Below are 25,085 nucleotides of genomic sequence, written 5' to 3'. Positions count from 1 at the left end.
CGGCATGGCATGCGGGCATGGTTCATGTATCTTCCTCGCCGCCTCGAGAAATCATCCTCAAACCAAGGAGTCCGTATGTATTTTTCTACCCATTTCCGTGCCTTTGCGGCCGGTGCCGCACTGCTCGCGGCCAGCGCGCTCGCGCAGGCCCAGCAGGCGCTGCCCAACGTGGTGATCCTGGCGACCGGCGGCACCATCGCCGGCGCTGGCGCCTCGGCCGTCAACAGCGCGACCTACGCGGCCGCCAAGGTCGGCGTCGAGAAGCTGATCGCCGGCCTGCCCGAGCTGGCCAAGGTCGCCAACGTGCGCGGCGAGCAGGTGTTCCAGGTGGCCTCCGAAAGCCTCACCAACGACAACCTGATGACGCTGGCCAAGCGCGTCTCGGCGCTGTCCAAGCAGTCGGACGTCGACGGCATCGTCATCACCCACGGCACCGACACGCTGGAAGAAACCGCCTACTTCCTGACGCTCACCGTGCACACCAACAAGCCGATCGTGGTGGTCGGCTCGATGCGCCCGGGCACGGCCCTGTCGGCCGACGGCGCGCTCAACCTGTACGACGCCGTGAACGTGGCGGGCAGCAAGGACGCGATGGGCAAGGGCGTGCTCGTGACGATGGGCGACAACATCGACACCGGCCGCGACGTGAGCAAGAACGTCAACATCAAGACCAGCGCGTTCTCCAGCCAGTGGGGCCCGCTGGGCATGATCGTCGAGGGCAAGAACTACTGGTTCCGCGCGCCGGTCAAGCGCCACACCACGAACTCGGAATTCAACATCGACAGCATCACCGCGCTGCCGCCGGTCGAGATCGCGATGGGCTACGAAGGCGTGTCGTCGGTGGCCATCGACGCGATCGCCAAGAGCGGCGCCAAGGCGCTGATCCACGGCGGCACGGGCAATGGCTCGGTGGCCGACCGGATCGTGCCGAACCTGCAGAAGGCACGCACCGACGGCGTGATCGTCATCCGCAGCTCGCGCGTGCCCGACGGCTTCGTGATCCGCAATGCCGAGCAGCCCGACGACAAGTACGACTGGGTGGTGGCGCACGACCTGCGCCCGCAGAAGGCGCGCATCCTGGCGATGGTGGCTCTCACGAAGACCAACAACACCAAAGAGCTTCAGCGCATCTTCTGGGAGTACTGATCGACGATTAGCGCGCGGTGCGGCGCTTGCGGTGCCGCGCGTATTCCAGGCTGCTCACGCACACCAGCAGCCAGCCCAGGCCGGTCAGCAGGCCGGCCGCGACATCGCTCGCGAAGTGCACCTGCAGGAAGATCCGGCTGCAGGCGATGGTGACGATGGCCGCCACCGCGGCCATGGCGGCCGGCACATGCCAGCGCGCCGGCAGCAGCCGCAGCGCCAGGTACAGCAGCATCCCGTAGCTCACGATCGCGCCCGCGCTGTGGCCACTGGGAAAGCTGAAGCTCGTTTCCAGCGCCAGCCCGTGGTCGTGCACCGGCCGGGCCCGCGCAAAGATGTGCTTGAGCGCGGGGTTCAGCACCACGATGCCGCCGAGTGCGGTCACCCAGCCCAGCGCCAGCCCGCGGTGCGCGTTGCGCCACAGCAGCAGCGCGACCAGCCCGCACACGGGCGCGAGCAGTTGCGCATCGCCCAGGTGCGTGAGCCAGCTGAAGCTCACGAGCGCGCCCCACGGCACATGGGCGGCGATGGCGTCGGCCAGCGCCTGGTCGGCGCGGCCCATGGTGCGGCCGTCGCCGAGGTGCGAGGCGATCCATGCAACCAGAAAAGCCGCCGCGAGGATCAGCACGAAGCCCAGGCCCAGGCCGAGCGCCAGGCGCGATTCGTCAGGCTCGCCCGTGTCGGGCAAAGGATGACGCCGTTGCAGCATCCGGCAGGCGAGGCCGGCGCCGAGCACCGACACGGTCAGCGCGAGCGCGAACCAGGCCAGGGCGTGTTCGCCCAGCTGCTGTGCAAGAAGAACCAAGGGGGCTGAAGAAGAAAGAAGAAGAGTGTCCGCAGGAGGCATGCGGCGCAACCCTAAGGGGCCGTCGCGCGGCTGGCAAGCGGAAGCCGCAATAGGTCGACGCGCGTGAAGGCTTTGTCTGCCGCCGAATGGTCCCAGCGCTCGACCACACACACGCGCTGCGCGCCGTCGCCGGACGCCTCCGCGCGCAGCACGTTCACCGAATTCGGCGCGTCCCAGCGCACGCGCGTCGACACGGCGGTGCCGGCCTGTACCGCCCAGGCCGTGGGCGGGCAGCCCGGAAAACGCTCGTCCAGCGGGCGCACGAAAGGCAGGTGGATGTGGCCGCCGACGATCAGGTCGGCGCCCGCCGCCGTCCAGTGCGTCACTGCCGCCTCGCGCCCGTGCAGACGGTTCTGCCGGTCTTCGGGCCGCGTCACCAGCACCGGCTGGTGCGTCACGACCACGCGCACCTGCCGGGGCGAAGCCTGTGCCAGCCGCGCCGCCACACGCTCAATCTGAGCGGGCGACACCTCGCCGTCCTCGTGCCGGTACCAGCGCGTCGTGTTGACCGTGACCACCAGCCAGTCGTCGCAGGCGAACACTGGCTCCAGGTCGGGGCCGAAGGCCTCGGTGTAGCGGCCGTAGGGCGAGAAGACGCGCGCCGCCAGCTGGAACAGCGGGATGTCGTGGTTGCCCGGAATCGCGACCACCGGCGCCGCCAGCCGGTCGGCGAAGGCGCGCGCCGCCGCGAACTGGCGGCGCGTGGCGCGCTGCGTGATGTCGCCCGACAGCAGCACCGCCTGCGGCGCCAGCGCGTGCGCCAGGCGTTCGAGCGCCTGCAGCACCTCGGGCTGCTCGGTGCCGAAATGCGGGTCGGACACTTGCAGCAGGCAGCTCATGGCCGTGCCGCCTCCAGCTCGGGCGCGCTGTCGGGCCGCACCAGCCACAGCGGGTCGGGCGCCACGCGGAACAGCAGGGGCATGTCGACCCAGTCGATCTCGCCGTCGGTGGCGATCTTCACGCGGCGTGGCGTGCGCAGCCGGCCGGCCTTCACCGTCATCGACTCGAAGGGAAAGCTCAGCACCTCGTCGGCATCGCCCAGCCGCCCGAGCGCGCCGCGCACCAGCAGCCCCGGCATCGACAGCAGGCCGACCGGCTTGAGCGCCACCGCGGTCAGCCGGCCCTGCTCGGGCGCCTCGGCGTGGTCGACGCCCGCCTGCATCAGCTGCAACGGGTTGTTGCCCACGAACAGCGTGGGCGTGCGGATGTCGCGCTCGTGGCCGTGCGAGGCGATGCGCAGTTGCCAATGGCGATGCCGCCCGCGCAGCACCGTCAGCAGGCCCGAGTAGAAGGCGATCCAGCGGTGGCGGCCGAAGCGTGCCTTGTGGCTTTCGCGTTCTTCCAGCAGGTCGGCATACAGGCCCATGCTGGCATTCACCAGGAACACGCGGTCGTTCACCAGCCCCACCTGCACGGCCCGGGGCTGCTGCGCGAGCAGCACCTGCAGCGCCTGCGCCGTGTCGCGCGGGATGCCGTGGGTGCGGCTGAAGTAGTTGAAGGTGCCCTGCGGCAGCACGCCGAAGGGGCAGCCGCTGCCGAGCGTGGCCTGGGCCACGGCGTTGATGGTGCCGTCGCCGCCTGCGGCCACCACCACGCCGCCCACGGCCCGGGCCCGTTCGACCGCTTCGCGCGCCAGCGCCTGCACGCGGCCGGGGCCGTCCACGAGGAACACGCGGTGCCGGCGGCCGTCCGCGGCAAAGGCGTCGTCGATGACCTGCCGGGCCTGCGCGGCGTCTTCGCTGCCGGAGCCGGCATTGAGCACGATGAAAAACGGGGTGTCGGGGCCGATGTGGGGCGATGCCATGCAGTGAGAGAGGGGGAAAGCGCAGGAAAGTGCCGAAAGCGGCGGGAAACGCAAAAAAGCGTGCGGGGGCGGGCTTTGTCCCACAGCCGCGCGGGCTGTCGCGGCAGCCGGCATCCCGAGCGGCTGTGGGAGAGATGCCCTCCCGCGAACGTAAAATCGTCGCCTTTCGCGGCGTGTGCCGCGCCACCGTCCCGTCCAATGTCCGGCCCCCGATGCCGGCCAGCTTCATGTTGACCTTCCAGCAAATCATTCTCAAACTGCAGTCGTACTGGGCCGACAAGGGCTGTGCGCTGCTGCAACCGTACGACATGGAAGTGGGCGCGGGCACCTCGCACACCGCCACCTTCCTGCGCGCGCTCGGCCCCGAGCCCTGGAAGGCCGCCTACGTGCAGCCCAGCCGCCGCCCCAAGGACGGCCGCTACGGCGAGAACCCCAACCGCCTGCAGCACTACTACCAGTACCAGGTCGTGCTCAAGCCCGCGCCCAGCAACATCCTCGAGCTCTACCTCGGCAGCCTCGAAGCCCTGGGCTTCGACCTGAAGAAGAACGACATCCGCTTCGTGGAAGACGATTGGGAGAACCCCACGCTCGGCGCCTGGGGCCTGGGCTGGGAAGTCTGGCTCAACGGCATGGAAGTGACGCAGTTCACCTACTTCCAGCAGGTCGGCGGCATCGACTGCAAGCCCATCACCGGCGAGATCACCTACGGCCTGGAGCGCCTGGCCATGTACTTGCAGGGCGTGGACAACGTCTACAACCTCACCTGGACCGACGGCCTGAGCTACGGCGACGTCTACAAGCAGAACGAGGTCGAGCAGTCGACCTACAACTTCGAGCACAGCGACGCCGAGTTCCTCTTCACCGCCTTCGCCGCGCACGAAAAGCAGGCCAAGCACCTCATGACCGAGCAGCTCGCGCTGCCGGCCTACGAGCAGGTGCTCAAGGCCGCCCACAGCTTCAACCTGCTCGACGCGCGCGGCGCGATCAGCGTGACCGAGCGCGCGGCCTACATCGGCCGCATCCGCAACCTCGCGCGCAGCGTGGCGCAGAGCTACTACGACAGCCGCGAGCGCCTGGGCTTCCCGATGGCCCCGCGCGAATGGGTTGCGCAGATGCCCCCGAAGAAAGCCGCCTGAGCGATGACGACCCCCATGAACAACAAGAACTCCCTGCTGGTTGAACTGTTTGTCGAAGAGCTGCCGCCCAAGGCGCTGAAGAAGCTCGGCGAGGCTTTCGCGGGCGTGCTGCGCGACCAGCTCGTGGCCCAAGGCCTGGCCGAGGCTGGCTCGGTGCTCACGCCCTACGCGTCGCCGCGCCGCCTGGCCGCCCACCTCACGCACGTGGCCGAGCGCGCCGCCGACAAGGCCGTGTCGCAAAAGCTCATGCCCGTGGCCGTGGGGCTCGACGCCTCGGGCCAACCGACGCCCGCGCTGCTCAAGCGCCTGGCCGCGCTCGGCGCCGACGCCTCGGCCGTGCCCGGCCTCAAGCGCGCCATGGACGGCAAGGCCGAAGCCCTGTTCTACGAAAGCACCGCCAAGGGCGCCACGCTGGCCGAAGGCCTGCAGAAGGCGCTGGCCGAAGCCATCGCCAAGCTGCCGATTCCCAAGGTGATGAGCTACCAGCTCGAAAGCGGCTGCGAGCTGCCCGGCTGGAGCAGCGTGAGCTTCGTGCGCCCCGCGCACGGCCTGGTGGCGCTGCACGCCGACGCCGTGGTGCCCATCGAGGCGCTGGGCCTGAAGGCCGGCCGCGAGACGCACGGCCACCGCTTCGAGGCGGCGGTCGACCCCGTGGTGCTGCGCGATGCCAACAGCTACGCCCTGCAGCTGCAGGACGACGGCGCCGTCATCGCCAGCTTTGAAGCGCGCCGCGCCGAAATCGCACGCCAGCTCGCGGCCGCCGCCGTGACGGTGGGCGGCGGCTCCGTGCCGATCCACGACGACGCGCTGCTCGACGAAGTCACGGCACTGGTCGAACGTCCCAACGTGCTGGTCTGCAGCTTCGAGCGCGAGTTCCTCGAAGTGCCGCAGGAATGCCTCATCCTCACGATGAAGGCCAACCAGAAGTACTTCCCGCTGCTCGACGCGCAAGCCAAGCTCACCAACAAGTTCCTCGTCGTCAGCAACATCAGCCCCGAGGATGCAAGCGCCGTGACCGGCGGCAACGAGCGCGTCGTGCGCCCGCGCCTGGCCGACGCCAAGTTCTTCTTCGACCAGGACCGCAAGAAATCGCTGGCCTCGCGCGTCGAATCGCTGGGCAAGGTGGTCTATCACAACAAGCTCGGCACGCAGGGCGAACGCGTGCAGCGCGTGATGCACATCGCGCGCGGCATTGCCGAGAAGCTCGGCGACGCGACGCTGGCCGCTCAGGCCACCCAGGCCGCGCAACTGGCCAAGGCCGACCTCGTGACCGACATGGTCGGTGAGTTCCCCGAGTTGCAGGGCACGATGGGCCGCTACTACGCACTGCACGACGGCCTCGACGCCGCCGTGGCCGATGCCATCGAAGACCATTACAAGCCGCGCTTCGCCGGCGACGAGCTGCCGCGCAACAGCGTGGGTCTCGTGGTCGCGCTGGCCGACAAGCTCGAGACGCTGGTCGGCATGTTCGGCATCGGCAACCTGCCCACCGGCGACCGCGACCCGTTCGCACTGCGCCGCCACGCGCTGGGCGTGATCCGCATGCTGATCGAGAAAGACCTCGCGCTGGGGCTCGACGCCCTGCTGCAGGACGCCGCCGCGCAGTTCAGCGCCATCGACGGTTTCGACAGCAGCAAGGCCACGGTCGAGCTGCGCGACTTCATCCTCGACCGCCTCGCCGGCAGCCTGCGCGAGCAGGGCGCCAGCGCCCAGGAAGTCGACGCCGTGCTGGCCCCGCTGCCGCAGCGCCTGGGCGAAGTGCCCAAGCTGCTGGCGGCCGTGCGCGCCTTTGCCGCACTGCCCGCCGCCGCCGCGCTGGCCGCCGCCAACAAGCGCATCGGCAACATCCTGAAGAAGGCGCCCGAGGCCGATGCGCACGTCAGCGAACTCCTGCTGCAGGAGCCCGCCGAGAAGGCGCTGCACGCCGCCATGGCGCAGGTCGTGCCCGCCGCCAACGCCCAGTTCGACGCGGGCGACTACACCGGCTCGCTGCAGACGCTGGCCGCGCTGCGCGAACCGGTCGATGCGTTCTTCACGGACGTGATGGTGAATGCCGAGCAGGCCGACCTGCGGCTGAACCGTCTGGGCCTGCTGATGTCGCTGCACAGCGCGATGAACCGCGTGGCGCAGCTCGAGCGGCTGGCTGTCTGACCCCGTGCCCCATCCCTCCACCAGGAGCGGTTCCGCCATGAAGCTCGTCATCCTCGACCGCAACGGCACGATCAACGTGCACCGCGAAGATTTCGTCAAGAGCGACATCGAGTGGACGCCGCTGCCCGGTGCGCTCGAGGCCGTGGCGCGGCTCAACCATGCGGGCTGGCATGTGGTGGTCGCGTCCAACCAGTCGGGCCTGGGCCGCGGGCTGTTCGACATGGCTTCGCTCAACGCCATGCACGCCAAGATGCACAAGATGCTCGCGGCCGTGGGCGGCAAGGTGGATGCGGTGTTCTATTGCCCGCACAGCCCCGACGAAGGCTGCGACTGCCGCAAGCCCAAGGAGGGGCTGTTCCTTCAGATCGGCGACCGCTTCGGCATCGACCTGAAGGGCGTGCCCACCGCGGGCGACAGCCTGCGCGACCTGCAGGCCGGCGCTGCTGCCGGCTGCGAACCGCACCTCTTGCTCACGGGCATGGGCGCGGCGTGCCGCGGGGTTCACCCGCTGCCTCCCGAATATCCGGCGGACACGAGGGTGCATGAAGACCTCGCCGCCTTTGTCGACTTTTTGCTCGCGCGCGAAGCGCGGGCTGCACTGCAGGTGGCTGTCTGATGGCGTTTCTCCGTTCCGTTCTCCACGCCCTGTGGATGCTTGTCACCGTGGTGCCCTGGGGCATCATCATGTGCGTCAGCTCGCTCTGGAAGCGTGGCATTCCGCTGTACTGGATGGCCGAGCAATGGCTCAGCTGGGCCATCGGTGGCGCGCGCGTGCTGCTGGGCATCAAGACCCGCGTGACCGGCATGGAAAACCTGCCGACCGACCAACTCGCAGGCGCGGTGCTGCTGGTGAAGCACCAGTCCACGCTCGAGACTTTCCTCATGCCCACGCTGATGCCGCATCCGCTGGCCTTCGTTTTCAAGAAGGAACTGATCTACGTGCCGTTCTTCGGCTGGGCGATGGCGCGGCTGGACATGATCCACATCGACCGGAGCCAGCGCGCGCAGGCGTTCAACAAGGTGGTGAACCAGGGCCGCAAGCTGCTCGCGCAGGGCATCTGGATCATCATGTTCCCCGAAGGCACGCGCATTCCGCGTGGCCAGAAGGGCACCTACAAGAGCGGCGGCACGCGCCTGGCCTGCGAGACCGGCGTGCCCGTGATCCCCATTGCCGTCACCTCGGCCAAGGTCTGGCCGCGCAAGGCCTTCATCAAGCGCCCTGGCGTGGTCGACGTGTCGATCGGCCCGGCGATCTCGAGCGTGGGCCGCAAGCCCGACGAGCTGATGCGCGAAGTCGAAGCCTGGATCGAGGCCGAGATGCGCCGCCTCGACCCTGAGGCGTACAGCGACACCCCGGCGCAGCCGCAGCAGACGTTGCCGCGCGAAGCGGGCTGACGCGCCTGCCAACTGTTCTGAATCGGGCCCGACATGCGGGGAATGCTGCAGTTCACGATGGACCTCTTCGAGGGGCTGGGGAGCACGCCGGCGCCTGCTGCTGCGCCGCCGCGGCGGCCGCGGAAGAAGGCGCCAGCGCCTGTGCCACCCGCTGCTCCCGCGCCGGTGGTGGCTGTCGCGCCTTCACCTGTCGGACCCGTTGATCCGCGTCCTGCGGTGCCGTTGGCTGACACGCTGACGCTGGCGAATTTCACACATCCGCAGGCCACGCGTGAAGTGGTGTTGGGGTCGGCGCGGGTGGCCTACGAGTTCAAGCGCGGGCAGCGCAAGACCATCGGTTTTCTGGTCGGCGCCGAAGGCTTGTCGGTGCGTGCGCCGCGGTGGGTCACCTTGCGCGATGTCGATGCGGCGGTGCGTGAGAAGGCCGACTGGATTTTGCGCAAGCTGGCGGAGACGCAGCAACGCAATGCACGGGTCGAGGCGACGCGGATTGCTTGGGAAGATGGGGCGGAGTTTCCTTTTCTTGGCGAGCTGGTGGTGATCCGGCTCGATCCGAAGCACGGTTTTGCCAGCGTTGGCGGCACGCTCGACCCCGCTGTCGAAGGCGGTGGCCCGCGGACGCTGCGGTTGGCTGTGGCGCAGAACGCGGCGCCCTCGCAGATTCGGGATGCGGCGCAGGCCTGGTTGATGCGGCAGGCTCGCAAGCTGTTCATCGAGCGGCTGGATCACTTTGCGCCGCTGCTGGGGGTGTCATGGCAGAAGCTGTCGCTCTCTAACGCTGCTACGCGGTGGGGGAGTGCGAGTGCGGATGGGTCGATTCGGCTGAACTGGCGGTTGATTCACTTTCGCCTGCCGGTGATCGACTACGTTGTTGCGCATGAGTTGGCGCATCTGCGGGTGATGGATCACTCGCATCGGTTCTGGGAGACCGTTGAAAGCGTGGTGCCTGACTATGGGGTGCTTAGGCAGCAGTTGAAGGATGAGGCTGTGCCTCGGTGGGGCTAGGGGATTCTTTTGCTTCCCGAGGCCGGGAGTTCCGCCCGGCGGCGGACTCACTTTCTTTTGCTTCGCCAAAAGAAAGTAAGCAAAGAAAAGGCGACCCCACTGTCTGCGACCCTTCGCTTCGCTACGGGCAACCTGCGGTGCTCGCGTTTCGCGGGGTCTCGCAGAACTCGCTTCGCTCAAACAGCTGCGAGCCCTGATCCGCGAAACGCTGCGCTCCTCGGCGCAGCCAGAGGGGCTTTGATACCGGGCGGGCCGTCGCTTTGCTCGGCCCGGGAATTGCCAACAGCCAAATCCCGTGCCTGTGCCCGTGCTGGTGCTGGTACTCGTAGGCACATCTGCACTCGCTCGCGCCTGAGCCTGCGTTCGCGCCCCAACCAACGCCGCTACCAACCCCAGCCGCAGCAGGCGCAACGCGCCTGCTGCGGCCCACTGGCCGAGCGAAGCGATGGCCCGTTGGTATCCAAACCCCTTCTGTATGCGCCGAGGAGCGGAGCGTTTCGCGGATCAGGGCTCGCCCTTGTTTGAGCGAAGCGAGTTTGGGCGAGACCCCGCGAAACGTGAGCACCGCAGGTTGCCCGCAGCGAAGCGGAGGGACGCAGACAGTAGGGTCGCCTTTCTTTTGCCTACGTTTCTTTGGCGAAGCAAAGAAAAGTAGGTCGCCCGCCGGGGCGAGACCCGGCCCCGGGAAGCAACCTCACAACGCAGTCCAAAAACCTAGCGAGCGTGCGTAACCCCGCCGTCCACCACCAACGTAGACCCCATCACATAGTCCCCAGCCCGCGAAGCCAGGTAGATAGCAGCACCAGCCATGTCCTCAGGCGTACCAATGCGCCCAGCAGGAATCCGTCCCTTGACCTCATCCCCATGATCCCGCGCATCCTTGTTCATATCCGAAGCGAACGCTCCGGGAGCAATCGCACTGACCACGATCCGATCCTGCGCCAACCGCAACGCCATCCGCCGCGTCAACTGAATCAACCCCGCCTTGCTGGCCGCATAGGAGTACGTCTCCTGCGGATTCACAGAAATCCCGTCGATGGAAGCAATGTTGATCACCTTCGACAGATGATCCGTAGCCGCCTTCTTGAGCATCGGCGTCAACGCCTTCGTCAGGAAGAACGGCGTCTTCAGGTTCAGGTCGACAACCTTGTCCCAGCCACTCTCCGGAAACTCTTCATAAGGCGCCCCCCAGGCAGCCCCCGCGTTGTTGACCAGGATATCGAGCGACCCTTCATGCTTCGCATAAGCATCGACCAGCGCCTGAGCCCCTTCCACAGTAGAAACATCAGCAGGCAACGACACGCAATGCCCAAAAGCCGACAGCTCCTTCGCCGTCTGATCGCAAGCCGCCGCCTTGCGCGCCGAGATGTACACGCGCGCGCCCTGCGCCAGAAAGCCCTCGGCAATCATGCGGCCGATGCCGCGCGAGCCGCCGGTGATCAAGGCGCTGCGGCCCTTCAGCGAGAAGAGTTGGGTGGTGTCCATGTGCGGTTGTCTCCTGAGTGGTGGAAGAGAGGAAGTTCAATTCCCGTCAGGAGAAAGCTTAGTCCGCGACGCGCCCGCGCCGCGTCACCTAGGCGGCAGCAGGAGCAGAAGGCAGCGCCAGCCGGCGCGGGCTCTCGAAGGTGCGCAAGGCGCCGCTCAGCGGGTCGACAAAAGCCAGCGACCGCGCCAGCAGCTGCAGCGGCCTGTCGAAGTCGTCGTTCCCCGCAGGCTGCAGCGTGGGATAGAACGGGTCGTTCACGATCGGCAAACCCAGCGCCTGGCAGTGCACGCGCAGCTGGTGCTTGCGGCCGGTGACGGGCGAGAGTTCCAGCAGCGCATGGCCGTCGCGCGCCTCCCGCAGCACGATGCGGGTCTCGGAGTTCGGCTCGCCGGGCGCTTCGCGCATGCGCATGAAATGGTCGTCGTCCACCAGCCGGCTGCGGTACACGGCGGGTACCGACGACACGCCCTCGTGCCACGGCACGACGGCCTCGTAGTGCTTGTCGATGCGCCGCTCGGGAAACATCGCCTGGTAGGCGCCGCGCGTCTCGCGGCGCACCGAGAACAGCACCAGCCCCGAGGTGTTGCGGTCGATGCGGTGCAGCGGCACGAGGTCGTCCAGGCCGAGCTTGCGCTTCAGGCGCACCAGCAGGCTCTGCTGCACGTACTTGCCGGTGGGCGTGACGGGCACGAAGGGCGGCTTGTCGACCACCACGAGGTCGTCGTCCTGGTGCAGCACCAACTCTTCGAAAGGAATGGGCGTCTCGGCGTCGAGCGCGCGGTAGTAGTACACGCGCAGCGGCGACTCGTAACGCCGCGTGGCGGTGATGGGCACGCCGTGCTCGTCGCACACGTCGTTCGCTTCAATGCGCGAGAGCCAGGCCTCGCGCGAGATGGCGGGAAAGCGCTCGACCAGAAACTCGGCGATGGTCGGCCAGGGGCCGTGCGACAGCGCCACGCAGCTCGGGCTCACGCCGTCGCGCGTGGGCATGGGGACGACGAAGCGGGGGCGCGTCATGGTGCGGATGCGTCCAGCACCGACAGCACCTCGGCGAACAACGGCCGTGCGGCCACCTCGGGTTGCAGGCAGCGCGCCGCGAGCGTGGCCAAGGGAGAAGAAGCCGCATCGTCGCAGCGCTCGGCCAGCTCCTCAAGCAGGCAACCGAACGCGCGCATCTCCACGCCCTGCAGCGCCTTCGCCAGTGCCGGGTCGAGCGCGCCGGTCATCCAACCCGCGCCGAAATCGCCGAGCCGTCCGCCGTCCTGCGCATGCCAGAGGATGTTATGGGCGTACAGGTCGCCGTGCAGCAGGCCGCGCGCATGCAGGTGCGCCATGGCCGCCGCGATGTCGCGCGCGATGCGCAGCGCGGTGCGGGTGGTCCAGCGCGCGTCGTCGGCGTAGACGTCGCGGGTGCACGAGGCCAGGCTTGGCGGGCCCGCCAGGGTGCGGAACGAGGGCGGCACCAGCGCCATCACCAGGCCTTCGGTGCCGTCGGGGTGGCCGTCGATGCGGCCCTGCGCGGCGATCAGCGTCGGGTGCGCGCCGGCCGCGATGCAGGCCGCCATCTCGCTGTGCGGCCAGCCGTCGCTGGTGACGGCACCCTTGAAAAGCTTCACCGCCACGGGCTGCGCGGCGCCATCGGGTGTGGCGAGCGTGGCGCGGTGGATCACGCCCGAAGCGCCTTCGCCGAGCTTCGGGCCGAGCGTCAGGTCGCGCCAGTCGACGTGCGGCACGGTGGGCGCGTCGATGGCGGCGTCTTCGGCTGGGGTGTCGAACGGGTTGCCCGCGCACGCCAGCCAGGCCAGGCGCGGCAGCGTGTGCAGCCAGTCGGGCAGCGCCTCGAAACGGTTGGCCGACAGGCGCAGCAGCTCGATCTGCCGGCAGCGCGCCACCGACGGCGGCAGGGCGCGCAGGCGGTTGCCGGCCAGCATCAGCTTCTGCATGCGGGTGCAGTCGCCGAGGGTGTCGGGCAATTCTTCGATCGCGTTGTCGGTCAGGATCAGCCAGCGCAGCGAGGGCGGCAACGCCTCGGCGGGCACGTGCGCGATGCGGTTGGCCTTGAAGCCCACGATGTCGAGCTGGCGGCACTGGCCGATGGAGGCCGGCAGTTCGGTGAACCGGTTGTCGGAGCCGAACAGCACGCGCAGCTTGTGCAGCCGGCCGAGGTCGTCCGGCAGCGCACTGAGCGCATTGCCCGTGAGGTTCAGCGTTTCGAGGGTGTCGGCGAGCGCAAAAATCTCGCGCGGGAACTCGGTGAGTCCGCACGAGAGGTCCAGTCGTCGTGCGCCAGCCAGCCGGCCGGCGCGCAGCTCAGCCAGCGTGTCCATGCGGGAAGTCTACCCAGCCGACGCTACCTGGCGCCGAAGCGGTAGATGCCGTCGGCATCCAGCGTGCGCTTCACCTGCCCCGAGAACCACAGCAGGTGCAGGTGGGCCACGGTCTCGCCCATGGCGAAGGTGATCTGGTGCAGGTCGAGCTCGCGCTTGAACAGGATCGGCAGGCCCTCCGACGCCGTGATCGGGCGCGCGAGGCAGGCCTCGAGCAGCTCGGCCAGGCGGTCGCGGTGGTGCTCCTGCAGCTGGTCGACGCGGCGGTGGATGCCGGTGAAGGGCTTGCCGTGCGAGGGCAGGCCCAGCGTGTCGGCCGGCAGGGCCTTGAACTTGTCGATGCTGTCCAGGAACAGGCGCAGCGAATTGGCCTCGGGCTCGCCCGCGTGCACGCTCACGTTGGTCGAGATGCGCGGCAGCATCATGTCGCCGCCCAGCAGCAGCTTCGGCTCGGCGCAGTACAGCGCGATGTGCTCGGGCGCATGGCCGTAGCCGCTGATGCAGCGCCAGTCGCGTCCGCCGATGGTGACGATGTCGCCGTCCATCATGCGCACGTAGCGGGCGGGCACGCTGGGCACCATGTTGGTGTAGTAGCTGGTGCGCGCGCGGATCTTGGCGATCGACTCGGGGTTGGTCAGGCCGTGCGAGGCGAAGAAGTCGGCCGCCGCGTCGCCGCCCGCGAGCGTGTCGCCGGCGCTGCACAGCACGCGTGCCACGTGGTAGTCGGTGGCGCTGATCCACAGCGGCGCGTTCCAGCGCTGGCACAGCCAGTCGGCCAGGCCGATGTGGTCGGGGTGCATGTGGGTCACGATCACGCGCAGGATCGGCAGGCCCTGCAGCTGGGTCTCGAAAATCTGCTCCCACTGCGCGCGGGCCTCGTCGTGCGCGATGCAGCAGTCGACCACCGTCCAGCCCTCGACGCCGTCGATCGTGTCGCGCAGCAGCCAGAGGTTGATGTGGTCCAGCGCAAAGGGCAGCCGCATGCGGATCCAGCGCACGCCGGGCGCGACTTCCAGTGCTTCGCCGGCGGCGGGCAGGGTGTCGCCCAGGGGGTAGTGGAGTTCGCGTTCGAGGAGATTCATGTATGATTGACGTTTACGTAAACGTCATGGGTTGAGGCAACATTGTAGAGAATGCGCCGCCAACCTGCTGTCGCCCCCGCAACCCTTGCCGCCCATGCCCGCGCAGACCTTCACCATCAGCCAGCTCGCCAAGGAGTTCGACCTCACGACGCGCGCCATCCGCTTCTATGAAGACATGGGCCTGCTGTCGCCGGAGCGGGCCGGCCTGCAGCGCGTGTACAGCGCGCGCGACCGGGCGCGGCTCACGCTCACGCTGCGTGCCAAGCGCCTGGGCCTGACGCTGGTCGAGGCAAAAGACATCCTCGACATGTACGACAGCCCGCGCGACACCGTGCCGCAGCTGGAAAAATTCCTGGGCGTGCTCGGCGCCCACCGCGCGCAGCTCGAGGCGCAGCTGGCCGAATTGCAGGCCAATCTCGCCGAAGTGCGCGAGCACGAGAAAAAAGGCCGCGCCACGCTGACCAGGGCGCAGAAGGCCGCCAAGGCCGTCCAGGATGCCCGAGGTGGCGAAAACACGCCCGACACGACGACTCACTGACAATAGACCACCATGCCCTCCGACAACCTCGACGACCTCTTTGCCCACAACCGTGCCTGGTCCGCCCAGATGGAGCGTGACCGGCCCGGCTTCTTCACCGGCCTTGTCAAGCAGCAGACGCCGCGCTACATGTGGATCGGCTGTTCCGACAGCCGCGTGCCCGCCAACCAGATCACCGGCCTGGAGCCGGGTGAAGTGTTCGTGCACCGCAACGTCGCCAACATCGTGGTGCACTCCGACCTCAACGCGCTCTCGGCGATCCAGTTCGCGGTCGAGCACCTGAAGGTCGAGCACATCATGGTCGTCGGCCACTACGGCTGCGCCGGCGTGAAAGCTGCGCTCAGCGGCAAGCGCATCGGCCTGGCCGACAACTGGATCCGCCACATCCAGGACGTGCGCGACCGCCACAGCGTGATGCTCGACAGCCTGCCTGAAGACGTGCGCGTCGACGCGCTGTGCGAGCTCAACGTGGCCGAGCAGGTGGTCAACGTGGCCGTCAGCACCGTCATGGTCGATGCCTGGGCGCGCGGCCAGAAGGTGCGCATCCACGGCTGGACCTTCGGCGTGCACGACGGCCTGCTGCAAGACCTCGGCCTGAGTGTCGAGGGCGACAAGCCGCTCGACGCCATCTACAAGGCCGCCGTGCAGCGCATCCGCTACAAGTGGAGCAAGCCCGCAGGCGCCTCGCCGTCGGCGCAGGCAGGTGCCGACGGCACCGAAGGCACCGAGACCCCGCCAGCCGCCTGAGCGAACCCGCCGCTGCCATCGCCGGTCCTGTCGCCATGTTCCCGCAGCGCCTCGATTCCCCGCTGGCCTACGACATCGCGAAGGCGATGATCGACGGGTTCAACCGGCACTACCGGCTGTTCCGCGCCGAATCGGCGCGCGCCAAGCACCGCTTCGAGACCGCCGACTGGCACGGCCAGCAGCGCGCGCAGCGCGAGCGCATCGAGTTCTACGACCTGCGCGTGAACGAGGCCGTGGCCCGGCTCGAAAAAGAGTTCAAGGCCGGCGACCAGCCCATGGAGGTCTGGCACCAGGTCAAGCTGCACTTCATCGGCCTCTTGGTGAACCACCACCAGCCCGAGCTGGCCGAGAGTTTCTTCAACTCGGTCACCACGAAGATCCTGCACCGGGCCTACTTCCAGAACGACTTCATCTTCGTGCGCCCGGCCATCAGCACCGAGTACATCGAGCCGCGCGGCGCACCCACCTACCGGCCGTACTACCCTTCGCAGGCGACGCTACCCGACATCATCGAGCAGATGCTCGACGACTTCGCGCTGCAGGGCAGCTACGCCAACAAGCGGCGCGACGCCGAGCGCGTGGCGCACGTCATCCTGAACCGCTTCCACCAGGTCAAGCTGCGCGCCAACTTCCAGCTGCAGGTGCTGTCGGGCCTGTTCTACCGGAACAAGGGCGCCTACGTGGTCGGCAAGATCATGAACGGCTTCACCGAGATCCCGTTCTCGCTGCCCATCCTGCACGACACCCACGGCAAGTTTTACATCGACGCGGCGCTGTTCGGCGAAGATGACCTGCAGATGCTGTTCAGCTTTGCGCGCGCCTACTTCATGGTCGACATGGAAGTGCCCTCGGCCTGGGTGCAGTTCCTGCGCTCGCTCATGCCGCGCAAGCCGCGCGCCGAAATCTACAACGCGCTCGGCCTGGCCAAGCAGGGCAAGACGCTGTTCTACCGCGACTTTTTGTCGCACCTGAACTACTCGAGCGACCGCTTTCGCATCGCGCCCGGCATCAAGGGCATGGTCATGCTGGTGTTCGACCTGCCTTCGTTCCCCTTCGTGTTCAAGGTCATCAAGGACTTTTATCCGCCGCAGAAGGACACCACGCGCGAGCAGATCAAGGGCAAGTACATGCTCGTGAAGCAGCACGACCGCGTGGGCCGCATGGCCGACACGCTCGAGTACAGCAACGTGGGCTTTCCGCTCGACCGCTTCGAGCCCGAGCTCATCGAGGAGATCCGCAAGTTCGCGCCCAGCCAGCTCGAGATCGGCGACCGCGACGGCAACGGGGAGATGGAGGTCGTGCTCAAGCACGTCTACATCGAGCGCCGCATGATCCCGCTGAACATCTACCTGCAGGAAGCCTTCGACACGCTGGCCCACCCCGAGAGCCCGGCCCAGGCCCGGCGCGCCAAGGACCAGCTGGAGCATGCGGTCATCGAGTACGGCAATGCCATCAAGGACATGGTGGCCGCCAACATCTTCCCCGGCGACATGCTGTGGAAGAACTTCGGCGTCACGCGCGGCGGCAAGGTCGTGTTCTACGACTACGACGAAATCGAATACGTCACCGACTGCAAGTTCCGCAAGGTGCCCACGCCGCGCAACGAAGAAGACGAGATGAGCGGCGAGGTCTGGTATTCGGTCGGCCCGAAGGACGTGTTCCCCGAGACCTTCGAGCCCTTTCTGCTGGGCAACAAGGACGTGCGCGCCGCCTTCATGGCGCACCACGCCGACCTGCTCGACGCCGCCTTCTGGCAGCACCACAAGGAACGCATCCAGGCGGGCCAGATGCTCGATGTGTTCCCGTACGAAGAGTCGCAACGCTTCCAGCACGAAGGCCATGCGACGCATTTCTGACCGCCCGATTCCGTTTTCGTTTTGTCTTTGATTTCACTTTCACATTCCTGAAGGAGACCCCCATGTCCGAATCCATCGTCATCGTCGGCGCCGCCCGCACCCCCATGGGTGGCTTCCAGGGCGACTTCTCGTCCCTCTCCGCGCACGACCTGGGCGGCGCGGCCATCAAGGCGGCCGTCGAGCGCGCCGGCATCGCGCCCGAGAGCGTGGGTGAAGTGCTGTTCGGCAACTGCCTCATGGCCGGCCAGGGCCAGGCCCCGGCGCGCCAGGCGGCCTACAAGGGCGGCCTGCCCGACAGCGCGGGCGCCGTCACGCTCAGCAAGATGTGCGGCTCGGCCATGAAGGCCGCGATGCTCGCGCACGACCTGCTGCTGGCCGGCACGCACGACGTCATCGTGGCAGGCGGCATGGAAAGCATGACCAACGCGCCCTACCTCATGCTCAAGGGCCGTGGCGGCTACCGCATGGGCCACGACAAGATCTATGACCACATGATGCTCGACGGCCTCGAAGACGCCTACCAGCCCGGCCGTTCCATGGGCACCTTCGGCGAAGACTGCGCCGCCAAGTACAACTTCACGCGCGAGCAGCAAGACGCCTTCGCCATCGCCAGCGTGCAGCGCGCCAAGGCCGCCACCGAATCGGGCGCCTTCAAGGACGAGATCACGCCCGTCACCGTGAAGGGCCGCGGCGGCGACACCGTCATCTCCATCGACGAAGGCCCGGGCAAGGTCAAGCTCGACAAGATTCCCACGCTCAAGCCCGCGTTCAAGAAAGAAAACGGGACCATCACCGCCGCCTCGAGCTCGTCGATCAACGACGGCGCCGCCGCGCTGGTCATGATGACCGAGTCGCACGCCAAGAAGATCGGCGCCAAGCCGCTGGCGCGCATCGTCGGCCACGCCACGCACGCACAGCAGCCCGAGTGGTTCTCCACCGCGCCGGTCGGCGCCGTGCAGAAGCTCTTCGCCAAGACCGGCTGGAGCGTGAAGGACGTCGACCTGTGGGAAGTGAACGAGGCCTTCGCCGTCGTGCCCATGGCCCTCATGCACGAGCTCGACGTGTCGCACGACATCGTCAACGTGAATGGCGGCGCCTGCGCGCTGGGCCACCCCATCGGCGCCAGCGGCGCGCGCATCATGGTCACGCTGCTGCACGCGCTGAAGGCGCGCGGCAAGAAGCGCGGCGTGGCCACGCTGTGCATCGGCGGTGGCGAAGGCACCGCCGTCGCGCTCGAATTGCTATAACGCCAGGAGCCGCCGGCGCCCGGGAGAGGGCGCCGGCCGGTTTCCACCCCGGACACTTCAAACAAAACCATGCGTAGAGCAGGAGATTTCATGCGCCCATCCCTTCACCGTACCGCCGTTGCCGCCGTGCTCGCTACCGCCTTCGTGGCAGGTGGCGCCTGGGCCCAGAAGCGCGACAACGTGCTGTTCCAGGCCGCCACCGACGAGCAGCCGGCGGTGATCAAGACGCTCGAGAAGCTCGTCAACATCGAGACCGGCACCGGTGACGCCGAAGGCATGGCCGCCGCCGGCGCGTACCTCGAAGGCGAGCTGAAGAACCTCGGCTTCACCGTCACGCGCAGCAAGTCGGTCGGCCTTGTGGTCGGCGACAACATCGTGGGCAAGCTCAAGGGCCGCGGCGGCAAGAACCTGCTGCTCATGTCGCACATGGACACCGTGTACACCAAGGGCACGCTCGCCAAGGCGCCGTTCCGCATCGAAGGCGACAAGGCCTACGGCCCCGGCATCGCCGACGACAAGGGCGGCAACGCCGTCATCCTGCACACGCTCAAGCTGCTCAAGGACTACGGCGTGCGCGACTACGGCACCATCACCGTGCTGTTCAACACCGACGAAGAAAAAGGCTCCTTCGGCTCGCGCGACCTGATCCAGGAAGAAGCCAAGCTGGCCGACTACGTGCTCTCCTTCGAGCCCACCAGCGCCGGCGACGAAAAAATGTCGCTCGGCACCTCGGGCATCGCCTACGTGCAGGTCAACATCACCGGCAAGGCCTCGCACGCGGGCGCCGCGCCCGAGCTGGGTGTGAACGCGCTGGTCGAGGCCTCCGACCTCGTGCTGCGCACCATGAGCATCGACGACAAGTCGAAGAACCTGCGCTTCAACTGGACCATCGCCAAGGCCGGCAACGTGTCGAACATCATCCCGGCCAGCGCCACGCTGAACGCCGACGTGCGCTACGCACGCAACGAAGACTTCGACGCCGCCATGAAGACCCTCGAAGAGAAGGCACAGCAGAAGAAGCTGCCCGAGGCCGACGTCAAGGTGCTCGTCACGCGCGGCCGTCCGGCCTTCAATGCGGGCGAGGGCGGCAAGAAGCTGGTCGACAAGGCCGTGGTCTTCTACAAGGAAGCCGGCGGCACCGTGGGCGTTGAAGAGCGCACCGGCGGCGGCACCGACGCGGCCTACGCAGCGCTCTCGGGCAAGCCCGTGATCGAAAGCCTGGGCCTGCCCGGCTTCGGCTACCACAGCGACAAGGCCGAGTACGTCGACATCAGCGCCATTCCGCGCCGCCTGTACATGGCGGCGCGCCTGATCATGGACCTGGGCGCTGGCAAGTAAGCCTCGCACCCACCGACAAGAAAGAACTGGAGACAACGCCATGCTGCTCAGCGCAGACCAGGAAGCCATCCGCGACGCGGTGCGCGATTTTTCGCAAGCCGAGTTGTGGCCCAACGCCCCCCAGTGGGACCGCGACCACAGCTTTCCGAAGGAAGTGCACCAGGGCCTGGCTGCGCTGGGCGCCTACGGCATCTGCGTGTCTGAGGAGCATGGCGGCGCGGGCCTCGACTACCTCACGCTCGCACTCGTGCTCGAGGAAATCGCGGCCGGCGACGGCGGCACCAGCACCGCCATCAGCGTGACCAACTGCCCCGTCAACGCCATCCTCATGCGCTACGGCAACGCGCAGCAGAAGAAGAAATGGCTCGAGCCGCTGGCCCAGGGCCAGATGCTCGGCGCCTTCTGCCTCACCGAACCGCAGGCCGGCAGCGATGCCTCGAGCCTGCGCACCACCGCACGCAAGGACGGCGACGGCTACGTGATCGACGGCGTGAAGCAGTTCATCACCAGCGGCAAGAACGGCCAGGTCGCCATCGTCATCGCCGTGACCGACAAGGGCGCCGGCAAGCGCGGCATGAGCGCGTTCATCGTGCCCACCGACGCGCCCGGCTACAACGTGGCGCGCTTGGAAGACAAGCTCGGCCAGCACAGCAGCGACACCGCGCAGATCAACTTCGACAGCTGCCGCATCCCCGCCGAGAACCTCATCGGCGCCGAAGGCGAGGGCTACAAGATCGCCCTCGGTGCGCTCGAAGGCGGGCGCATCGGCATCGCCGCGCAGAGTGTGGGCATGGCCCGCAGCGCCTTCGACGTGGCCGTGGCCTACGCCAAGGAACGCCAGGCCTTCGGCGGCGCCATCTTCGACCAACAGGCCGTGGGCTTTCGCCTGGCCGAATGCGCCACGCAGATCGAAGCCGCACGCCAGCTCATCTGGCACGCCGCCAGCCTGCGCGACGCCGGCCGGCCCTGCCTGAAAGAAGCCGCCATGGCCAAGCTCTTCGCCAGCGAGATGGCCGAGCGCGTGTGCAGCGCCGCCATCCAGACCCTGGGCGGCTATGGCTACGTGAACGACTTTCCGCTGGAGCGCATCTACCGCGACGTGCGCGTGTGCCAGATCTATGAAGGCACGTCGGACATCCAGAAGCTGTTGATTCAACGCGCGCTCGCCTGATCGATCACGTGAGCCGGCGCGGCGGCCGACCCTGGGGCTCGATCGCCGCGGCACTCGTGCTCGCGGTGCTGGCCGCCTGGAGCGTCGTCATCGAGCCGCGCTGGGTGGCCGCGCGTGTCGAGCCCTTGGGCTCGGCGCAGTGGCAACCTCCGCTCGGCCTGAAGGTCGCCGTGGCCAGCGACTGGCACCTCAGCACGCGCTCGCTGTGGCGCGTGACCAGCGCCGACCGCGCCGCGGCCATCGTCGACCAGATCAACGCGGCGCAGCCCGACGTGATCCTGTTGCCCGGCGACTTTCTTGCCGGCTCCGGCGACGACGAAGACTTTTCCATCGAAGCCATGGCCGCCGTGCTCGGCCGCCTGAAGGCGCCGCAGGGCGTGTACGCGGTGCTCGGCAACCACGACTGGTGGCACGACGGCGAACGCACCGCCAAGGCCTTGTCCGCGCAGGGCATCCGCGTGCTGGAGAACGCCTCGGTGCGCCTGCCCGGGCACGACCTCTGGGTGGTCGGCATCGGCGACGACTCCACCGGCCACTCGCAGCCCGACAAGGCCCTGGCCGGTGTGCCACCCGGCGCCGCCACGCTGGTCATGATGCACGACCCCTTCAGCTTCGCCGGCATGCCGCGCACGCAGGGGCTCGTGGTGGCGGGGCACACGCACGGTGGGCAGATCAGCGTGCCGGGCTATGGCGCACTCGTGGTGCCTGGGCGTGCGCCGCGTGAATGGGCCTACGGCTGGGTTGCGCACAAGGGCAAGCGGATGTACGTGACGAGTGGGCTCGGCGTGAGCATCCTGCCAGTGCGGTTCAACATGCGGCCTGAGTGGGTGATGTTCCGGTAGGGTGGTGCGTGGTGGTCGCGGGCGCTTGACGGGCGTCGTGGTGACCGCGAACATTGCCGTCGCCCTCGTGATGAGCGGGGTCGGGATTGGCGTCCCGCTGACATCCTGCGTAGCAATCCTTGGAGGCCTATGGCCAATGCTTCAAGCGCAGTCACCGACGCCGGTTGTTCCTGTGCGTCTTCCCGTTTCAACGCTCAATTCAAACCCTTCGAATGGGTGCAAGGCGAACGGCTCCCTCCTTCACTGCAAAGCCACGCGGCGTTTCTCAACGAGGCGCGCGATGTGGTGCAGGGTGCGCAGACGTTGGTTCAGTTGCTCGAATGGGATGAGGATCGGCGCGACGCCGCTTCTTCTGATGCAGGCGCCGCGCCGCTTTTCGATGCATGCCAGCGCAGTTCGCTGCAGCGATTTCTTGCGGTCTCGCTGGGGCTTCTGCATGCGCGGATTGAAATGCAGTGCGAGGCGCTGGTCGGGTCGCGAACGATTTGACTGGTGGTGCAGCTGCAGGTATTTCTGGCAGAAGAGAGAGGTTGCTGCGCTTGAAGGAGGTCTGCATCTTGAAAGAGACTTGCAATTCCTGCGTCCGCGAGTGTGAGGGCAGGTCGCTCCTTCCGTGTCAGAAGTTATCAGTGTGTGGCAGTTCTCAGTTGGCCGACTACGGACGATTGCCAGCGTCTGCTCCGCGACGGTCTCAATGCATGTAGTGCTTGCTTGGGCATGCGGCTGGACTGACAGCATCAGTGGCGCGAAGGCGACACATGACGCTGCATAGGGTCTGCACAACTGGTGCGGACTCGAGTCGCAGTGGCAGGATGCAGTCTGTAACAGCTTGGCGGACTTGCCGAGCAACTTGGTACTGTACGAACGCACAGCAAGGAGGAGCAAATGAAGGCACATCAAGCGATCAAACCTCGGGCTACGACCGACGATGGTAGGGCGCACGCTCCTTCGTGCTGCAACGCTTTAGCTGCCCTGTAAGCGACATGCTTGATCTCGGCTCAACCAACTTCGTTCTCGCGGTCCCGAGCGTCCCCGAGCAGGAACTCCAGCAACTGTCGTCTGCGCTCTTCGATTCCTGGGAGTCTTTTGTCGAAAGGTCCGTTTCAGTCCCCGACTATTCGCTGTTTCTGCAAGTTGAAGAAGGGTCAGTAAAGGGCCTAGCCAAAATTGGTGCAACTCTTGGCGCGATCTATTTGGCTATCGGGAACTACGGCGACTTTGTTTCTGGTGTAAAGACGATTGGCGAACAGGTTGTCTCCACCGGCGACTATCTGACTGAACGGGCGAGTCAGGTGTTCTCTTGCCCTCCGTCCCGCGCATCTTCAAAGAAACGCGGAGGCTCGCTGGCCGCCCTCCAACGTCTTTTCGTCAAGGTACAGAGGGGCGAGCTAACGCCTGACGAAGCGATGATCCGCGCCGAAACGCTCTTGGGAGATGATGCGTATGCCGAACCTGGATTCATGATCACGCTTGCGAGCGCCTTAAGAAATTGCCCTCACTACCACCAACAGCAGCCCTTCCCATTCTTGGAGCAAGACGAAGAAGTCGAGGCGATGTTGGAGTCCCGCCCTCATTCACCTCGGCCTTTGAAGCCTTCACCACCCGATTTGGGGCCGTTCCTCCACTTGCGCGTGGAGGTGTGGCGTGAGTCCAAGAAGAAGCAAAAGCAGACTCGAATTGTCAAGCTGTGAAGTGTGATCGAAATAGGCCGCGGCGAGACAAGCCTATCGCGCGTGGACCCTGAATCCCAGGTACAAGAAAAACGCCACAACCGCCCCGACGATGGCAAGCCCAATCGACCACGGAATGTCCATGTCACTGCGCTCGCGACGCGAAACGCCATCCATACGGGTCAGCATCGTGCGTCGCTGGTCCGGCGTGTTGATGAGGAACTTGACGACGCCTGCAATGCCGCAAAGGGCAACGGCGCCCCCGATGATCATCAATCCCCAAACTTCCATATTGAACGTGATGGGAAATGCACCATCGGCGGCTGCGACAAAGGGTTCGCGTCCCCTTCGCGTGACAACGATTTGTCCGGCGCGCCATGCATTGAATCCGTGCAGAAAGGCGAAGGCGCCCAAGGAGAGGGTCGCAGCGAGCAGGAAGAACAGCTTGAGGAATCGCAAAAGCATGCTTTGGTGTTCAGCTTGAAGGAACGAAACGCCGGACGACTTTAGCGGCACAAGCCATTGGCGCAAGAGGCCCCGGCGCCTTTGGCCCCGGCAGGTCCCCGCAAAGCGGGCATGCCCGGAAGCCGCCCACACCCCACCTTCAGCCCCCGCCGCGCCAAGTGTTCCAATAGAGCCCTTCATGAGCGCCACCGACCCCACTCCCGGCCCCTGCCCCTGCGGCCGCACCGACCGTCGCGACAAGCCCATTGGCTACGCCCTGTGCTGTGGGCGCTACCTCGACGATTTCGAGAACACGCCGGCGCCCGACGCCGAATCGCTGATGCGTTCGCGCTATTCGGCCTTCGTGCTGGCGCGTGCCGACTACCTGCTCGCCACCTGGCACGCGTCGAAGCGGCCGGCGTCGGTGGAGTTCGAGCCGGGCGTCAAATGGCTGGGGCTGGACATCCGCTCGCGCTCGGTGCTCGATGCCGACCACGCCGAGGTCGAGTTCGTCGCCCGCCAGCGCGGCGCGACGGGCGTGGCGTTCCGCCTGCACGAGCGCAGCCGCTTCGTGCGCGAGGACGAGCGCTGGTTCTACGTCGACGGCGACCTGCACCAGCCCCCGGGTTGACGGCGGCGGGCTTCGGCCCGCACAATCGGCCCCGCTCCGGGGTGCACACATGTGGTGTGCTGAGATGGCAAAGCTGCCGACCCGCGAACTTGATCCGGGTCATACCGGCGTAAGAAGAGCTGCACTCCCTGACTTCGGTCCGTCACTCCCTTTTCTGGTGGCGGGCCTCCCGAGGTCCATCGAGCGATTGCGGAGCACCCTTTCCCTCAACAAGGAGTGCCTCCC

At 67.0% G+C, this 25,085-nt stretch carries 24 protein-coding genes and 1 riboswitch; of the genes, 16 read left to right on the top strand and 8 right to left on the bottom strand.

Annotated elements, in window-relative coordinates:
* Positions 1-75: 75 nt before the first annotated feature.
* Positions 76-1,146, top strand: a complete 1,071-nt coding sequence (locus tag AC1RGU_RS27105; protein WP_070062943.1) for an asparaginase — start codon at positions 76-78, stop codon at positions 1,144-1,146.
* Between the two features lie 7 nt (positions 1,147-1,153).
* Here AC1RGU_RS27105 and AC1RGU_RS27100 read toward each other — a convergent pair whose 3' ends face one another.
* From AC1RGU_RS27100 to AC1RGU_RS27090, 3 genes are read right to left on the bottom strand one after another with little or no spacing between them, the layout of a single operon-like run.
* Positions 1,154-1,948 carry a phosphatase PAP2 family protein gene (locus tag AC1RGU_RS27100; RefSeq protein WP_492698853.1) on the bottom strand — a complete coding sequence of 265 codons (795 nt, stop codon included), beginning with the start codon at positions 1,946-1,948 and terminating at the stop codon, positions 1,154-1,156.
* Positions 1,949-2,001: 53 nt separating this feature from the next.
* Entirely contained in the window at positions 2,002-2,829 is an 828-nt protein-coding gene (locus AC1RGU_RS27095; protein WP_492698851.1) for a metallophosphoesterase family protein, read from the bottom strand.
* Entirely contained in the window at positions 2,826-3,794 is a 969-nt protein-coding gene (locus AC1RGU_RS27090) for a diacylglycerol/lipid kinase family protein (RefSeq protein ID WP_492687425.1), read from the bottom strand. The genes AC1RGU_RS27095 and AC1RGU_RS27090 overlap by 4 nt, the downstream gene beginning before the upstream one ends.
* A gap of 227 nt (positions 3,795-4,021) precedes the next feature.
* Here AC1RGU_RS27090 and glyQ point away from each other — a divergent pair, with 227 nt between their 5' ends.
* From glyQ to AC1RGU_RS27065, 5 genes are read left to right on the top strand one after another with little or no spacing between them, the layout of a single operon-like run.
* Positions 4,022-4,930 (top strand): glycine--tRNA ligase subunit alpha, encoded by a 909-nt coding sequence (gene glyQ / locus AC1RGU_RS27085; RefSeq protein ID WP_062481784.1) that lies wholly within the window; start codon positions 4,022-4,024, stop codon positions 4,928-4,930.
* Between the two features lie 15 nt (positions 4,931-4,945).
* On the top strand, positions 4,946-7,081 hold the full coding sequence (glyS, locus tag AC1RGU_RS27080; protein ID WP_492698874.1) for a glycine--tRNA ligase subunit beta: 2,136 nt from the start codon (positions 4,946-4,948) through the stop codon (positions 7,079-7,081).
* A 37-nt stretch (positions 7,082-7,118) separates the two neighbouring features.
* Positions 7,119-7,697 carry a D-glycero-beta-D-manno-heptose 1,7-bisphosphate 7-phosphatase gene (gene gmhB / locus AC1RGU_RS27075; RefSeq protein WP_070062939.1) on the top strand — a complete coding sequence of 193 codons (579 nt, stop codon included), beginning with the start codon at positions 7,119-7,121 and terminating at the stop codon, positions 7,695-7,697.
* Entirely contained in the window at positions 7,697-8,476 is a 780-nt protein-coding gene (locus tag AC1RGU_RS27070; protein ID WP_095947897.1) for a lysophospholipid acyltransferase family protein, read from the top strand. Before gmhB ends, AC1RGU_RS27070 begins: the two co-directional genes overlap by 1 nt.
* 57 nt (positions 8,477-8,533) lie before the next feature.
* A complete protein-coding gene (locus tag AC1RGU_RS27065) occupies positions 8,534-9,481 on the top strand; it encodes a M48 family metallopeptidase (protein WP_492698872.1) in 948 nt (315 codons plus the stop codon).
* 714 nt (positions 9,482-10,195) lie between these two features.
* Here the strand turns inward: AC1RGU_RS27065 and AC1RGU_RS27060 are convergent.
* The 4 genes from AC1RGU_RS27060 to AC1RGU_RS27045 form a co-directional block, all read right to left on the bottom strand.
* Positions 10,196-10,966, bottom strand: coding sequence for an SDR family oxidoreductase (locus AC1RGU_RS27060; RefSeq protein WP_062478757.1), 771 nt, complete (start codon positions 10,964-10,966; stop codon positions 10,196-10,198).
* Between the two features lie 88 nt (positions 10,967-11,054).
* On the bottom strand, positions 11,055-11,984 hold the full coding sequence (locus tag AC1RGU_RS27055; protein WP_492698849.1) for a pseudouridine synthase: 930 nt from the start codon (positions 11,982-11,984) through the stop codon (positions 11,055-11,057).
* On the bottom strand, positions 11,981-13,294 hold the full coding sequence (locus AC1RGU_RS27050; protein WP_492698847.1) for a leucine-rich repeat-containing protein kinase family protein: 1,314 nt from the start codon (positions 13,292-13,294) through the stop codon (positions 11,981-11,983). Before AC1RGU_RS27050 ends, AC1RGU_RS27055 begins: the two co-directional genes overlap by 4 nt.
* Before the next feature lie 23 nt (positions 13,295-13,317).
* Positions 13,318-14,376: an MBL fold metallo-hydrolase gene (locus AC1RGU_RS27045; RefSeq protein ID WP_307696343.1), complete on the bottom strand. Its 1,059-nt coding sequence runs from the start codon at positions 14,374-14,376 to the stop codon at positions 13,318-13,320.
* Positions 14,377-14,470: 94 nt separating this feature from the next.
* Between AC1RGU_RS27045 and AC1RGU_RS27040 the strand changes: the two genes are divergently transcribed.
* From AC1RGU_RS27040 to AC1RGU_RS27000, 9 genes are all read left to right on the top strand, one after another.
* Positions 14,471-14,914, top strand: a complete 444-nt coding sequence (locus tag AC1RGU_RS27040; RefSeq protein WP_070062936.1) for a MerR family transcriptional regulator — start codon at positions 14,471-14,473, stop codon at positions 14,912-14,914.
* Between the two features lie 12 nt (positions 14,915-14,926).
* The gene (gene can / locus AC1RGU_RS27035) at positions 14,927-15,661 is read left to right on the top strand and encodes a carbonate dehydratase (RefSeq protein ID WP_062478745.1); all 735 of its coding nucleotides are present in this window, start codon (positions 14,927-14,929) and stop codon (positions 15,659-15,661) included.
* A gap of 35 nt (positions 15,662-15,696) precedes the next feature.
* Positions 15,697-17,517, top strand: a complete 1,821-nt coding sequence (aceK, locus tag AC1RGU_RS27030; RefSeq protein WP_062478759.1) for a bifunctional isocitrate dehydrogenase kinase/phosphatase — start codon at positions 15,697-15,699, stop codon at positions 17,515-17,517.
* Between the two features lie 62 nt (positions 17,518-17,579).
* Complete coding sequence (locus AC1RGU_RS27025) at positions 17,580-18,764, top strand: acetyl-CoA C-acyltransferase (RefSeq protein ID WP_095746933.1); 1,185 nt, start codon at positions 17,580-17,582, stop codon at positions 18,762-18,764.
* A gap of 90 nt (positions 18,765-18,854) precedes the next feature.
* Entirely contained in the window at positions 18,855-20,102 is a 1,248-nt protein-coding gene (locus AC1RGU_RS27020; RefSeq protein WP_447747411.1) for a glutamate carboxypeptidase, read from the top strand.
* Between the two features lie 40 nt (positions 20,103-20,142).
* Positions 20,143-21,273 (top strand): acyl-CoA dehydrogenase family protein, encoded by a 1,131-nt coding sequence (locus tag AC1RGU_RS27015; RefSeq protein ID WP_492698844.1) that lies wholly within the window; start codon positions 20,143-20,145, stop codon positions 21,271-21,273.
* 8 nt (positions 21,274-21,281) lie between these two features.
* Positions 21,282-22,115 carry a metallophosphoesterase gene (locus AC1RGU_RS27010; RefSeq protein ID WP_159272770.1) on the top strand — a complete coding sequence of 278 codons (834 nt, stop codon included), beginning with the start codon at positions 21,282-21,284 and terminating at the stop codon, positions 22,113-22,115.
* A 129-nt stretch (positions 22,116-22,244) separates the two neighbouring features.
* Positions 22,245-22,604, top strand: coding sequence for a hypothetical protein (locus tag AC1RGU_RS27005; RefSeq protein ID WP_492698842.1), 360 nt, complete (start codon positions 22,245-22,247; stop codon positions 22,602-22,604).
* 461 nt (positions 22,605-23,065) lie between these two features.
* A complete protein-coding gene (locus AC1RGU_RS27000) occupies positions 23,066-23,806 on the top strand; it encodes a hypothetical protein (RefSeq protein WP_492740812.1) in 741 nt (246 codons plus the stop codon).
* A gap of 33 nt (positions 23,807-23,839) precedes the next feature.
* On the opposite strand, the gene AC1RGU_RS26995 is transcribed toward AC1RGU_RS27000, so the two are convergent.
* Positions 23,840-24,250, bottom strand: a complete 411-nt coding sequence (locus tag AC1RGU_RS26995) for a hypothetical protein (RefSeq protein WP_159272773.1) — start codon at positions 24,248-24,250, stop codon at positions 23,840-23,842.
* A 178-nt stretch (positions 24,251-24,428) separates the two neighbouring features.
* Between AC1RGU_RS26995 and AC1RGU_RS26990 the strand changes: the two genes are divergently transcribed.
* On the top strand, positions 24,429-24,860 hold the full coding sequence (locus tag AC1RGU_RS26990) for a YchJ family protein (RefSeq protein WP_095746929.1): 432 nt from the start codon (positions 24,429-24,431) through the stop codon (positions 24,858-24,860).
* A 27-nt stretch (positions 24,861-24,887) separates the two neighbouring features.
* Positions 24,888-24,993: riboswitch (TPP riboswitch) on the top strand.
* Positions 24,994-25,085 lie beyond the last annotated feature (92 nt).

The sequence above is a fragment of the Variovorax sp. GW823-FHT02B07 genome (assembly GCF_058797695.1).
Note: the sequence above shows the minus strand (reverse complement) of the source record. Positions and strands in the feature narration are given on the sequence as shown.

Coding starts and splice junctions, on each gene's coding strand:
- AC1RGU_RS27105 (WP_070062943.1), top strand. CDS start 76: ATGTATTTTTCTACCCATTTCCGTGCCTTTGCGGCCGGTGCCGCACTG.
- AC1RGU_RS27095 (WP_492698851.1), bottom strand. CDS start 2,829: ATGAGCTGCCTGCTGCAAGTGTCCGACCCGCATTTCGGCACCGAGCAG.
- AC1RGU_RS27090 (WP_492687425.1), bottom strand. CDS start 3,794: ATGGCATCGCCCCACATCGGCCCCGACACCCCGTTTTTCATCGTGCTC.
- glyQ (WP_062481784.1), top strand. CDS start 4,022: ATGTTGACCTTCCAGCAAATCATTCTCAAACTGCAGTCGTACTGGGCC.
- glyS (WP_492698874.1), top strand. CDS start 4,946: ATGAACAACAAGAACTCCCTGCTGGTTGAACTGTTTGTCGAAGAGCTG.
- gmhB (WP_070062939.1), top strand. CDS start 7,119: ATGAAGCTCGTCATCCTCGACCGCAACGGCACGATCAACGTGCACCGC.
- AC1RGU_RS27070 (WP_095947897.1), top strand. CDS start 7,697: ATGGCGTTTCTCCGTTCCGTTCTCCACGCCCTGTGGATGCTTGTCACC.
- AC1RGU_RS27065 (WP_492698872.1), top strand. CDS start 8,534: ATGGACCTCTTCGAGGGGCTGGGGAGCACGCCGGCGCCTGCTGCTGCG.
- AC1RGU_RS27060 (WP_062478757.1), bottom strand. CDS start 10,966: ATGGACACCACCCAACTCTTCTCGCTGAAGGGCCGCAGCGCCTTGATC.
- AC1RGU_RS27055 (WP_492698849.1), bottom strand. CDS start 11,984: ATGACGCGCCCCCGCTTCGTCGTCCCCATGCCCACGCGCGACGGCGTG.
- AC1RGU_RS27050 (WP_492698847.1), bottom strand. CDS start 13,294: ATGGACACGCTGGCTGAGCTGCGCGCCGGCCGGCTGGCTGGCGCACGA.
- AC1RGU_RS27045 (WP_307696343.1), bottom strand. CDS start 14,376: ATGAATCTCCTCGAACGCGAACTCCACTACCCCCTGGGCGACACCCTG.
- AC1RGU_RS27040 (WP_070062936.1), top strand. CDS start 14,471: ATGCCCGCGCAGACCTTCACCATCAGCCAGCTCGCCAAGGAGTTCGAC.
- can (WP_062478745.1), top strand. CDS start 14,927: ATGCCCTCCGACAACCTCGACGACCTCTTTGCCCACAACCGTGCCTGG.
- aceK (WP_062478759.1), top strand. CDS start 15,697: ATGTTCCCGCAGCGCCTCGATTCCCCGCTGGCCTACGACATCGCGAAG.
- AC1RGU_RS27025 (WP_095746933.1), top strand. CDS start 17,580: ATGTCCGAATCCATCGTCATCGTCGGCGCCGCCCGCACCCCCATGGGT.
- AC1RGU_RS27020 (WP_447747411.1), top strand. CDS start 18,855: ATGCGCCCATCCCTTCACCGTACCGCCGTTGCCGCCGTGCTCGCTACC.
- AC1RGU_RS27015 (WP_492698844.1), top strand. CDS start 20,143: ATGCTGCTCAGCGCAGACCAGGAAGCCATCCGCGACGCGGTGCGCGAT.
- AC1RGU_RS27005 (WP_492698842.1), top strand. CDS start 22,245: ATGGCCAATGCTTCAAGCGCAGTCACCGACGCCGGTTGTTCCTGTGCG.
- AC1RGU_RS26995 (WP_159272773.1), bottom strand. CDS start 24,250: ATGCTTTTGCGATTCCTCAAGCTGTTCTTCCTGCTCGCTGCGACCCTC.
- AC1RGU_RS26990 (WP_095746929.1), top strand. CDS start 24,429: ATGAGCGCCACCGACCCCACTCCCGGCCCCTGCCCCTGCGGCCGCACC.